13 protein-coding genes are annotated in these 11,153 nt (G+C 63.0%); 6 read left to right on the top strand and 7 right to left on the bottom strand.

The window, feature by feature from the left end:
• Positions 1 to 122 precede the first annotated feature (122 nt).
• Positions 123 to 872 (top strand): AbiU2 domain-containing protein, encoded by a 750-nt coding sequence (locus F3H26_RS11135; protein ID WP_149776123.1) that lies wholly within the window; start codon positions 123 to 125, stop codon positions 870 to 872.
• Here the strand turns inward: F3H26_RS11135 and parE are convergent, their stop codons facing one another.
• Both parE and F3H26_RS11125 read right to left on the bottom strand, forming a co-directional pair.
• Positions 873 to 2,831 carry a DNA topoisomerase IV subunit B gene (parE, locus tag F3H26_RS11130; RefSeq protein WP_149776122.1) on the bottom strand — a complete coding sequence of 653 codons (1,959 nt, stop codon included), beginning with the start codon at positions 2,829 to 2,831 and terminating at the stop codon, positions 873 to 875.
• Between the two features lie 155 nt (positions 2,832 to 2,986).
• Positions 2,987 to 3,865 (bottom strand): alpha/beta fold hydrolase, encoded by an 879-nt coding sequence (locus tag F3H26_RS11125; protein WP_149776121.1) that lies wholly within the window; start codon positions 3,863 to 3,865, stop codon positions 2,987 to 2,989.
• A gap of 134 nt (positions 3,866 to 3,999) precedes the next feature.
• Between F3H26_RS11125 and ppk2 the strand changes: the two genes are divergently transcribed.
• A complete protein-coding gene (gene ppk2, locus F3H26_RS11120) occupies positions 4,000 to 4,929 on the top strand; it encodes a polyphosphate kinase 2 (protein ID WP_149776120.1) in 930 nt (309 codons plus the stop codon).
• An 83-nt stretch (positions 4,930 to 5,012) separates the two neighbouring features.
• Positions 5,013 to 6,365 (top strand): MATE family efflux transporter, encoded by a 1,353-nt coding sequence (locus tag F3H26_RS11115; RefSeq protein ID WP_188127748.1) that lies wholly within the window; start codon positions 5,013 to 5,015, stop codon positions 6,363 to 6,365.
• Between the two features lie 4 nt (positions 6,366 to 6,369).
• On the opposite strand, the gene F3H26_RS11110 is transcribed toward F3H26_RS11115, so the two are convergent.
• Together F3H26_RS11110 and F3H26_RS11105 are read right to left on the bottom strand one after the other, a co-directional pair.
• On the bottom strand, positions 6,370 to 6,771 hold the full coding sequence (locus tag F3H26_RS11110; protein ID WP_149776118.1) for a hypothetical protein: 402 nt from the start codon (positions 6,769 to 6,771) through the stop codon (positions 6,370 to 6,372).
• A gap of 13 nt (positions 6,772 to 6,784) precedes the next feature.
• Positions 6,785 to 7,987 carry a pyridoxal phosphate-dependent aminotransferase gene (locus tag F3H26_RS11105; RefSeq protein ID WP_149776117.1) on the bottom strand — a complete coding sequence of 401 codons (1,203 nt, stop codon included), beginning with the start codon at positions 7,985 to 7,987 and terminating at the stop codon, positions 6,785 to 6,787.
• A 91-nt stretch (positions 7,988 to 8,078) separates the two neighbouring features.
• On the opposite strand from F3H26_RS11105, the gene F3H26_RS11100 reads away from it, so the two are divergent.
• The 3 genes from F3H26_RS11100 to F3H26_RS11090 all read left to right on the top strand — a co-directional run bounded on the left by F3H26_RS11100 (position 8,079) and on the right by F3H26_RS11090 (position 9,301).
• On the top strand, positions 8,079 to 8,471 hold the full coding sequence (locus F3H26_RS11100; RefSeq protein ID WP_188127747.1) for a helix-turn-helix domain-containing protein: 393 nt from the start codon (positions 8,079 to 8,081) through the stop codon (positions 8,469 to 8,471).
• Positions 8,468 to 8,725 (top strand): succinate dehydrogenase assembly factor 2, encoded by a 258-nt coding sequence (locus tag F3H26_RS11095; RefSeq protein ID WP_149776115.1) that lies wholly within the window; start codon positions 8,468 to 8,470, stop codon positions 8,723 to 8,725. The genes F3H26_RS11100 and F3H26_RS11095 overlap by 4 nt, the downstream gene beginning before the upstream one ends.
• A 78-nt stretch (positions 8,726 to 8,803) precedes the next feature.
• Positions 8,804 to 9,301, top strand: coding sequence for a MarR family winged helix-turn-helix transcriptional regulator (locus F3H26_RS11090; RefSeq protein ID WP_149776114.1), 498 nt, complete (start codon positions 8,804 to 8,806; stop codon positions 9,299 to 9,301).
• On the opposite strand, the gene F3H26_RS11085 is transcribed toward F3H26_RS11090, so the two are convergent.
• From F3H26_RS11085 to F3H26_RS11075, 3 genes are read right to left on the bottom strand one after another with little or no spacing between them, the layout of a single operon-like run.
• Positions 9,295 to 10,020: a DUF1194 domain-containing protein gene (locus F3H26_RS11085; RefSeq protein WP_149776113.1), complete on the bottom strand. Its 726-nt coding sequence runs from the start codon at positions 10,018 to 10,020 to the stop codon at positions 9,295 to 9,297. The genes F3H26_RS11090 and F3H26_RS11085 overlap by 7 nt on opposite strands.
• Complete coding sequence (locus F3H26_RS11080; protein WP_149776112.1) at positions 10,017 to 10,718, bottom strand: DUF1194 domain-containing protein; 702 nt, start codon at positions 10,716 to 10,718, stop codon at positions 10,017 to 10,019. The genes F3H26_RS11085 and F3H26_RS11080 overlap by 4 nt, the downstream gene beginning before the upstream one ends.
• A complete protein-coding gene (locus F3H26_RS11075; RefSeq protein ID WP_149776131.1) occupies positions 10,715 to 11,143 on the bottom strand; it encodes a VOC family protein in 429 nt (142 codons plus the stop codon). Before F3H26_RS11075 ends, F3H26_RS11080 begins: the two co-directional genes overlap by 4 nt.
• Between the last annotated feature and the right edge of the window lie 10 nt (positions 11,144 to 11,153).

The following is an 11,153-nucleotide window of genomic DNA, read 5'->3' as shown; positions in this document are numbered from 1 at the left end:
CAACCCGTCGCGACCAATCCCGGTCGCGGCATAACCGAGCGGGAAATCCACCTACAAAACGGCTCGAAACTGTTCAAACGAACCGAACCACCTCTAACAGCACTAATTTCAGGAGAGGTAAATTGACAACGAACCCATCTGAAGCAGCGCTTGCGGAGAAAATCGAAAAACTCGGGGATGAGTTCGGTCGCCTCTTCGCAGACGTCCAAAACGACCTGTTTACCCTTCGACTTCACTGGCGGGTTTATAAAGCCTTGTTTGCCACAAACTCTGAGAGAGTTGACTTGCTCAATAGTGTATCGGGCACAACCGCGTGGTTGTTAGAAAGAACACTCTTTGAAACTGCGGTGATGTCTGTTTGCAGACTCACTGACCCGCCGGCATCAATCCGCGGAAAGCAAAAAAACATTACAATTCAGCGTTTTCCGAGCCTAGCTGAGGAGCGTCTCGGCTTGGAGGGAGTTGAGGGTTTGGTCGGCATCGTGAACACAGCCGTAGATGCCAGTGAATTTGCGCGTAGTTGGAGAAACAAGCGGTTGGCCCATTCCGACGAGGCAGTTAGACGAGGCCAGCAGGCCGTGCTAGATGCATCTGTGGAAAAAATGGATTACGCCATCGATGCCGTTGCTTCCGTCATTCATTGGGTTGGGGTGGAACTAATGGATGTCGAGATAATTACCCATCCAATATCCAGTTACGGTTCCGACGAAGTCGTGCTTCTGGAGGCCCTCTTTCTTGGACAAAAAGAAAGAAAGCGTCGCCGAGAACGCGCGCAAAATATGGCGCGCGAAGGCTTGTTCGAGGATGCTGAGCGCCTATTGGCTGGGCTTCCTAATTGGCTAACTTACAGAGAGCCGGACAAGCTCGAATAGTCAAACATCCAACTCCTCCACGAACCGCGCGTTCTCTTGGATGTACTGGAACCGCAATTCGGGTTTCTTGCCCATCAGGCGCTGGACCAGGTCGCCGGTCTCGCCGGGTTCGTCCTCGTCGATGGTGACGCGGATTAGTTTGCGTGACTTGGGGTCCATCGTGGTTTCCTTCAGGTCCTTGGCGTCCATCTCGCCCAGACCCTTGAAGCGGCTGACGTCGATCTTGCCCTTGCCGCCCAGACCTTTCTCCAGCCACATGTCGCGTTCGGCCTCGTCCAGGCAATAGACGCGCTTGGCGCCCTGGGTCAGGCGGTAAAGCGGCGGGCAGGCCAGGTACAGGTGGCCCGCGTCGATCATCGGGCGCATCTGGGTGAAGAAGAAGGTCATCAACAGCGAGGCGATATGCGCGCCGTCCACGTCGGCGTCGGTCATGATGATGACCTTGTCATAGCGCAGATCGTCCAGGTTGAACTTGCTGCCCAGCCCCACGCCCAGCGCCTGCGTCAGGTCGTTGATCTCGGCGTTCGAGCCGAGTTTCGACGAGGCCGCGCCCAGCACGTTCAGGATCTTGCCGCGCAGGGGCAGCAGGGCCTGGGTCTTGCGGTCGCGGGCCATCTTGGCCGAGCCGCCGGCCGAGTCGCCCTCGACGATGAAAAGCTCGGTGCCCTCGCGGTTGGTGGCCGAGCAATCGACCAGCTTGCCGGGCAGGCGCAGTTTCTTGGTGGCCGATTTGCGGGCGGTTTCCTTTTCCTGTCGGCGGCGCAGGCGTTCCTCGGCCCGCAGGATCAGGAAATCGAGGATCGCGCCGGCCGATTTGGTGTCGGCGGCCAGCCAGTTGTCGAAATGGTCGCGGACCGAGTTTTCCACCAGCCGCTGCGCCTCGACCGTGGCGAGGCGGTCCTTGGTCTGGCCGACGAATTCGGGTTCACGGATGAAGCACGAGACCAGCGCGCAGCCCCCGGTGATCAGGTCTTCGCGGGTGATCTGGGCGGCCTTCTTGTTGTTGATCAGCTCGCCGTAAGCCTTGATGCCCTTGAGGATCGCGGCCCAGAAGCCTGCGACATGGGTGCCGCCCTCGGGCGTGGGGACGGTGTTGCAGTAGGACTGGATGAAGCCGTCGCGCGAGGGCGTCCAGTTGATCGCCCATTCCACCTTGCCCGGGGTGCCGAATTTCTCGTTGAAATCGACGGTTCCGGCGAAGGGCTGGTCGGCATAGGTCGAGGAGCCGTTCATCGTCTCCTTGAGGTAGTCCGACAGGCCGCCGGGGAAGTGGAAGCTGGCCTCGGTGGGCGTTTCGCCGTCGTCGATGGCCGATTTCCAGCGAATCTCGACGCCCGAGAACAGGTAGGCCTTGGAGCGGATCGACTTGAACAGGCGCGCGGGCTTGAAGCGGTGGTGGCCGAAGATCTGGTCGTCGGCGTGGAAGGTGACGGTGGTGCCGCGCCGGTTGGGGGCGGCGCCGACCTTTTCGACCGGGCCCAGCGGGATGCCGCGCGAGAATCGCTGTTCGTAGAGTTCCTTGTTGCGGGCCACCTGCACGACCATCGAATCCGACAGCGCGTTGACCACCGAGGCGCCCACGCCGTGCAGGCCGCCCGAGGTCTGGTAGGCCTTGCCCGAGAACTTGCCGCCCGCGTGCAGGGTGCACAGGATCACCTCGAGCGCGGATTTGTCGGGGAATTTCGGGTGCGGGTCGATCGGGATGCCGCGGCCGTTGTCGCGGATGGTGACCGCGTAATCCTCGTGCAGTTCCACCTCGATACGGTTGGCGTGGCCGGCGACGGCCTCGTCCATCGAGTTGTCGAGGATCTCGGCCACCATGTGGTGCAGCGCGCGTTCGTCGGTGCCGCCTATATACATGCCCGGCCGTTTGCGGACGGGCTCCAGACCTTCGAGGACCTCGATCGAGGAGGCGTCGTAGGTGTGGGAGGATTCGGGCGTCAACAGGTCGTCGGGCATGGGGGCTGCTCTTGTTTTTGGGTTTGGCCCATTATGGCAGGTGATGTGGGGCGGGGGAAGAGGGGCGCGAGGTGTTGTGGGTAACGTCGGGGGTGCGAGCGAGGGGCGCTGCCCCTCGCGCTCCCCGGGATATTTGGGGCCAGATGAAGGGTGGGTCAGGTGTTGCTGGCCCAGTCGAGGATGGCTTGCGCGACCTTTTGGGGGTGTTGGTGGTGCAGCCAGTGGTCGGCGCCGGGGATGGTCACGCGGGTGAGGTCGGGGACGAAGTCCTCGAGCTCTTGGGTGGTTTCCGGCAGCAGGGCCTTGTCCTCGGGGCCCCAGATCAGCAGGTGCGGGCAGGTCACGCGCAGTCGCTCGGTGGGCAGTTGCGGCGGGTCGGCCAGCGGCTTGCCGGGGTCGGCGACCTGCAGGGGCGAGGCGCGGTACCAGTTCAGCATGGCGTCGAGGCGGCCGGGGCGAGCCCATTCGGTGCGATAGGCCTGTATCTGGTCGGGCGTCAGCCAGTCGGTGCCCATGCCGTGCCGGAAGAACTGTTCGAGCTTGGCGAAATTGTCGGCCGCCAGCCAGTCGGCCGAGTTGGGCGCGCGGAGTTGGTTGATGTATTGCGAGGCCTGGGATTGGGCGCCGCCCTTGGCCATCTCGCGCTGGAACGGGTAGGGGTGGACGCCGTTGGCGATGATCAGGCGACTGACCAGTTCGGGGCGGAACATGGCCAGGCCGTAGGCCACCGAGGCACCCCAGTCATGGCCCAGAACGGTGACGGGCGCGCCGACCTGTTCGATCAGGGCGGCCATGTCCGAGACGAGCTGGGACAGGACGTAGTTCTGGGTGCCTTCGGGCGCCCAGCTTCGGCCATAGCCACGCTGGTCGGGGGCGATGCAGTGGAAATGGTCCGACAGGTGCGGGGCCAGATCGGACCAGGCGTCGCCGTATTCCGGGAAGCCGTGCAGCATCAGCAGCGGTGGACGGTCTGCATTGCCCCAGCGGCGGATGAAGAACGGCTTGCCGTTCAGGTCGAGAAATTCGGTATTCATGCGCAATTCCTGGGTCATGCTGATTGGCCCAGCATTTTCGGAGCCGAGAGCGAAGTCAATTTTATACCGATCAACGCGGAAAAGGTGCAAATTTGCTAGGCGTTTCGGCGAACAGCAAAAACCGGAGAAAACGCATGGATGCAGTGACCCAGAAGAATTCGAACGCAACGCCCGACGCCGCCGAGGCCGCGCCCAAGGCGGATGCCGAGGCGCCGACCCGCGAAAAGATCCGGCAGGCTTTCGAAAGCGGCGAATACCCCTATCGCACCAAGCTGTCCCGCTCGGTCTATGAAAAGCAGAAGGCCCAGCTGCAGGCCGAGTTGCTGAAGGTCCAGCTGTGGGCGCAGGAGACCGGGCAGAAGTTCGTTCTTTTGTTCGAGGGTCGCGACGCCGCCGGCAAGGGTGGCACGATCAAGCGGTTCATGGAGCATCTGAACCCACGTCAGGCCCGCGTTGTGGCGCTGAACAAGCCCACTTGGGAAGAGAAGGGTCAGTGGTATTATCAGCGCTATATCAAGGAATTGCCTACCGTCGGCGAAATGGTGTTCTATGACCGGTCCTGGTACAACCGGGCCGGGGTCGAGCGGGTGATGGGGTTCTGCACCCCCAACGAATACCTGGAGTTCATGCGTCAGACGCCCGAGTTGGAGCGGATGCTGGTGCGATCGGGGATCCAACTTTACAAATACTGGTTCTCGGTCACGCGGGATGAGCAGCTGCGCCGCTTCAAGAGCCGCGAGACCGACCCGCTGAAGCAGTGGAAACTGTCGCCCATCGACAAGGCCAGCTTGGACAAATGGGATGACTACACCGAAGCGAAAGAGGCGATGTTCTTCTATACCGACACCGCCGACGCGCCCTGGACCATCGTCAAGTCGAACGACAAGAAACGCGCCCGGCTGAACTGCATGCGGCATTTCCTGTCGACGCTGGATTATCCGGACAAGGATCATGAAATCGTGGGCCAGCCCGATCCTCTGATCGTGGGCCAGGCGCATCATGTGGTCCACCGATCAGACCACATCCTGGGGGCTGCCTTGCACCCGGCTGCCCGGATGGCCTGAGCCGAGTCTCGGGTTGAGATTCCCCAGATGACCCCTTGCCCCTTGTCGGGGCCGGGCATAAGGCTGGCGGGATGAGCAAGGTCATGACTTATCCCGCCCACATCTGGGCGATAGCGGTGCTGGGGCTGCCCTTGATCGGGGGGCATCTGGCCCAGTTTGCCATCGGCCTGACCGACACGATCATGTTGGGCCGGTACGATGTCGAGGCGCTGGCCGCGGTGACGCTGGCCGGCAGTTTCTATTTCGTGTTGTTCCTGTTCGGGGGTGGATTCGGCCTGGCGGTGATGCCGATGGTTGCCACCTCGGCGGCCGAGGAGGATGAAACCAGCATTCGCCGCAGCACCCGCATGGGTCTGTGGCTGTCGCTGCTGTATGGCATGCTGGTGATGCCGCTGCTGTGGTGGTCCTACCCGATTCTGATCGCCACCGACCAAGATCCGCAAGTGGCGCAGACCGCGTCCGAGTATCTGCGGGTCGCGGGCTGGGGTCTGTTTCCGGCGCTGGTGGTGATGGTGTTGAAATCCTATTTGGCCGCGTTGGAGCGCACGCAGATCGTGCTTTGGATCACCGTCGCGGCGGCGGTGGTCAACGGGCTGACCAACTATGCGCTGATCTTCGGCCACTGGGGTGCGCCTGAACTGGGCGTGATGGGGGCGGCGATCGCGTCGGTGGTGACGCAGACCGTGTCCCTGGTGGCGGTCATCTTCTACGCGGTGAAGGTCCTGCCGGAACACAGCCTGTTCCAGCGGTTCTGGCGCCCGGATTGGGAGATGTTCTTCAGCGTTCTGAAGCTTGGCGTACCGATTGGCCTGACCCTTCTGGCCGAGGTGTCGCTGTTTGCGACCTCGGCCTTCATGATGGGCTGGATCGGGCAGGTGCCTCTGGCGGCGCATGGGATCGCGCTGAACCTGGCCTCGGCCACCTTCATGGTGCATCTGGGCCTGTCCAACGCGGCGACGATCCGGGCGGGCAACGCACTGGGCCGCAAGGACCGCGCGCATCTGGAAAAAGGCGCCATCGCGGTCACGGGCATGTCCTTGGTGGTGTCGGTGGTGACGATCATCCTGTTCCTGACCTGCGCCGAGCCGCTGATCTCGGTATTCGTCGAATCGGACGACCCGCAGCGCCCGCAGATTCTGGCGATCGGGGCCGGGCTGTTGGCGATGGCCGCGCTGTTCCAACTGGTGGACGGGGCACAGGTGATCGCTCTGGGCCTGCTGCGCGGGTTGCAGGACGCCAAGGTGCCGATGGTGATGGCCGGGCTCAGCTATTGGGTCGTGGGGATCCCGGCCTCGTACTATTTCGGCTTCATCCGAGGGATGGACGGTATCGGAGTCTGGCTTGGGCTGGTGCTGGGGCTGGCCTCGGCCGCCGTTCTGCTGATGACCCGGTTCTGGACGCGCTCGGTCAAGGCGGTGGGCGTGCCGGCCGAATAGCAGCTCAGCCCTTGGGCAGGCGATCGGCCTTCTTGCGCACCAGCACCGTGCGCAGGTCATGCATCGCCAGCAGCAGCCGGTCGGTAATCTGCTCCAACTGGTCGTCGGTCGCTTTGGACTGGGCCCATTGCGCGGTCAGGTTCAGATGGTCGATGGTGCGGTGGATGTCGTCGATGTCACGCTGCGCCAGCAGGGCCTTGCGTTCGGCCATCCAGCGCGCGATCTCGGCCCTGTCGGCCTCGGTCAGAGTGCGCTGGCCGTGCGGCTTGATCTCGCCATTGCGGATGTTGACGACCGCGATCTGATCCATCTCGATCCGGCGCTGGCGGTTTTCCGTGTCTATCCGATAGACTGCGGCGCCGTTCTCGCGCACGCGGAAATAGTATTCGGGCAGGGTCGCGGACATGGGGGCCTCGGGGTTATTTCAGGGATGCGCAGAATCGCTGGATGCGGGTGCAGGCCTCGGTCAGGGCCGCGTCCGAGGTGGCGTAGCTGACTCGGAAATTCGGGGACAGGCCGAAGGCCGCGCCGAACACCACGGCCACGTCGGCCTCTTCCAGCAGGACCGTGGCGAAGGCCTCGTCGCTGTCGATGACCGTCCCGGCGGGCGTGGTCTTGCCGATCAGCCCGGCGATCGAGGGGTAGACGTAGAACGCACCCTCGGGGGTGGGGCAGGTGAGCCCGTCGATCTGGTTCAGCATGTCCACCACCAGATCGCGGCGGCGTTTGAACATCTCGTTGTTGGGCGCAAGAAACTCCTGCGTGCCGTTCAGTGCCTCGACCGCGGCCCACTGGCTGATCGAGCAGGGGTTCGACGTGGATTGCGACTGAATCTTGCGCATCGCCGCGATCAACTCGACGGGGCCGGCGGCATAGCCGATGCGCCAGCCGGTCATGGCATAGGCCTTGGAGACCCCGTTGCAGGTGAGCGTGCGTTCGTAAAGCCCCGGTTCGACCTGCGCGGGTGTGCAGAATTGAAACCCGTCATAGGCTAGGTGTTCATACATGTCGTCCGACATGACCCAGACATGGGGGTGGCGCATCAGCACGTCGGTTAGGGCCTTGAGTTCGTCCCACGAATAGCCTGCGCCGGTGGGGTTCGAGGGCGAGTTGAAGATGAACCACTTGGTCTTGGGCGTGATCGCGGCCTCGAGCTGTTCGGCGGTCAGCTTGAAACGGTTCTCCAGCGAAGTTTCCACCGGCACCGGAGTTCCGCCCGCCAGAAGCACCATGTCGGGGTAGCTGACCCAGTAGGGGGCGGGGATGATGACCTCGTCGCCGGGGTTCAGCGTGGCCATCAGCGCGTTGTAGAGCGTCTGCTTGCCGCCCGTGCCGACCGAGACCTGCGCGGGTGCATAATCCAGCCCGTTGTCGCGCGTGAACTTGGCGCAGATCGCCTGTTTCAGCTCGGGGATGCCGTCGGGGGCGGTGTATTTGGTCTTGCCCGCGGCGATGGCGGCGACGGCGGCGTCCTTGATGTTCTGCGGGGTGTCGAAATCGGGCTCGCCCGCGCTCAGGCCGATGACGTCGCGCCCGGCGGCCCGCAACTCGGCGGCCTTGGCCGTCATGGCGATGGTGGGCGAAGGTTTGACGCGCGACAGTGTCGCAGACAGAAAGCTCATGGACGGCCCCGTTTGTATGTTGGTCCCGACTGTCATAGGGTGCGGCCGAAACACGATCAAGCGATATGCATTTGCAGAACTGGAGAGTTTGATGAGCGACGAAACCGACTGGTTCGGACCCGAGGCCGCGACGTTCGGAGATCGTCTGGCCGGCGCCCGTGAGGCCGCCGGCATGACCCAGGCCCAACTGGCGCGACGGCTGGGCGTAAAGAAGGCCACCGTTGTCGGGTGGGAAAACGACATGTCCGAGCCGCGGGCCAACAAGCTGTCGATGATGGCGGGCATGCTGAACGTGTCGATCATGTGGCTGCTGACCGGCGAGGGCGAGGGGACCGACGCTCCGGATCTGGCTGGAGGGGCTGATGCCGAGCTGGCTCCGTTGGTCGCCGAACTGCGGGCGATCCGGGGCGAGATGCGCGCCAGTTCGGAACGCCTGGCGCGGGTGGAAAAGGCTTTGCGGCTGAAGCTGGAGAAAGGCGCATGACGGAAACGCGCGAAACCCGGATCAAACGGATGAAGATGCGGTCGATGCGGCGTGGCATCAAAGAAATGGACATCATTCTGCAGGCCTATGCCGAGCGCAATCTGGATGCGATGGACGATGCTGGGCTGGACCGGTATGACGCGCTGCTGCATGAGAACGATCAGGATCTCTATCAGTGGGTCACCGGACAGGTGGCGCCGCCCGCGCCGTTTGAGGATTTGATCTCGGACATCGCGCAAACCTTTCAAAAATGAGGAAAATCCGGACTTAACGGATTCTTCGGAAATTCGCGCCAATGTTTCGTGAACAGCGCGACTGAATCGGAGGATCGGATGAGTTTGGAAATGCAGGTCTCCGCGCCGGGAAGCAAGGGGTTCATGTCCAGCTACCTGGAGGCGCTGGCCCTGGTCGAACGCCTGCATCGGCTGCTGCTGGATGTCATCAAGGACGAGTTCGAGCGGGTCGGCGTGCTGGAGATCAACGCCGTACAGGCCTTGCTGCTGTTCAACATCGGCGATCACGAGGTGACGGCGGGCGAACTGAAAAGCCGCGGCTATTACCAGGGCAGCAATGTCAGCTACAACCTCAAGAAACTGGTCGAGATGGGGTACATGCACCATCAGCGCTGCGAGATCGACCGGCGATCGGTGCGGGTCCGGCTGACCGAACGCGGGCGCGAGATTCGCGACATCGTGGCCGACCTGTTTGCACGCCATGCAGACGGGCTGCAGAGCAAAGGCGTCCTGGGCGAGGACGGGATCGAAGACATCACAAGCGCGCTGCGCCGGGTCGAGCGGTACTGGACGGATCAGATCCGCTATATCTACTGATCGGTGGCGGGCAGGGCTTGCGACAACACCAGCGCGTCAAGTTCGCGGGTCAGCTTGCGGGCCATGGCGTCCTCGTAGGCCTCGAATCCCAGCGCCGTTTCAACGAAGGCACCGGGGCCCAGGATGACCCAGGCGTTGTAATAGGCCGACAGCTCTCCGATCTGGACAAAGCGCGCGTCGCCGTTGCCGGGATCGTCGGCGCCGATCACCAGACCATTGATCGTGATGCCCGCGCCGCGCAGCGCTGATTTGGCCGCGCGCGGATGGGGGCCGACATTGTGCTTGCCGTCCCCTGACAGATCAAGCGTGCGCTTCCAGCAATCCGGTTGCCCCGCCAGAAGCCCGGCGCCGAACTGCATCGCAGCCCCCACCGCGGTGCCCTGTGGCGCCGACGAGCGACGGGTGGACCTCAGGCGTCCGGCAATGGCCTGCAGGTCGGAATCGCTGCGCAATGCGGTCCAGTCGATGAGCACGCGTTGAAAGCTGCTTTCGCTCCATTCGAAGACGGCAAGCCGGACCGGGCTGCCCGGGTCCGACAGGATGAGGTCTTGGACCTCGGGCCGCAGCAAGGCCGCCGCCAATCCGTCCAGTTGCAATCGGTACTCACGGCTGTCGACCGAACCCGAGACATCCAGCCCCAGCGCCAGTGCCTGTCGGCACTGGGCGGCAAGCGGGGTCGCGGCCAGGCACGTCAAAAACGCCAGCGCTCGGACGATCATCGGCCAACCCGCTCCAACCCGCCGATTTGCAGGCTGGTCAACTCGCGCTCCAGTTTGCGGCGCATGGCGCGTTCGAAATCCTCGAATCCCTGGGCGATTTCCAGAAAGGCGCCGGGGCCGTGCAGGACGTTGTTTTCAAAAAACGGAATCAGGAACAGCTCGCCTTCGAAATCCGCCGCGTTGATGACAAGCCCGTTCACGGTGATGTTTTCAAAGGGGAAATGGCGATAGGCGATCTGCGGCCCGTAACCGTCATTGTTCGATCCGTCCCCCGAAAGATCGATTGTTTGGAACAGGCAGGGCGGGGCCTGCCGCATCAAGGTTGCTCCGTAGCCCAGCGCGTGGCCCATGGCCGTGGCGGAGCCGGCATCGGAGCGGGTGGATTGACCGATGCGCCGGGCCACATCGACCAGATCGGCCCGGGTTTCGATCATTTGCCAAGGCAGTATGACATTCTGCGTGTTTCTCCCGCTCCATTCATAGGCGGCCAGGGCCACGGGCATGGGCGACGAAAAGAACGCCCGTTCGACCTCGGGCGCGACCAGAGCGGCGGCCAGGCCCTGACGCTGCAGCGTGTCCTCGGTCGCATCCACCGATACCGAGATGTCGAGTGCAAGCAGCAGGGCCAGGCGGCATTGCTCGGCCTGAACGGGGTCGGCCAAGGCGGCCACCCCCAGGGCTGCCAGCCAGCGGATCACCAGTGACCGGTGTTTTCCATGCTGACCCAGGGCTCGGCCGGGGGCAGCGGCTCACCGTTCTGCAGCAGTTCGATCGAGATGTTGTCCGGCGAGCGCACAAAGGCCATGCGCCCGTCGCGCGGCGGGCGGTTGATGACGACGCCGTTGTCGGCGAGGTGCTGGCAGGTTTCATAAATATTGTCGACGCCATAGGCGATGTGCCCGAAATGGCGGCTGTCGCTGGGCAGCCCATCATCGCCATCCCAGTTGTAGGTCAGTTCGATCGGCGCGTCCTCCTGCCCCGGAGGCGCCATGAAAATCAACGAAAACCGCCCCTCTTCGTTGTCATAACGGCGGGTTTCCTGCAGCCCCAGCAGCTTGTAGAAGGCCATGGATTTTTCCAGATCCTTCACCCGAACCATGGTGTGGAGGTATTTCAGCCCCATCGTGTTTTCC

It is taken from the genome of Ruegeria intermedia, from assembly GCF_900129345.1.
Classification (GTDB): domain Bacteria; phylum Pseudomonadota; class Alphaproteobacteria; order Rhodobacterales; family Rhodobacteraceae; genus Ruegeria; species Ruegeria intermedia.
The sequence above is the reverse complement of the archived record's forward strand: the minus strand, read 5'-3'. Positions and strand labels throughout refer to the sequence as shown.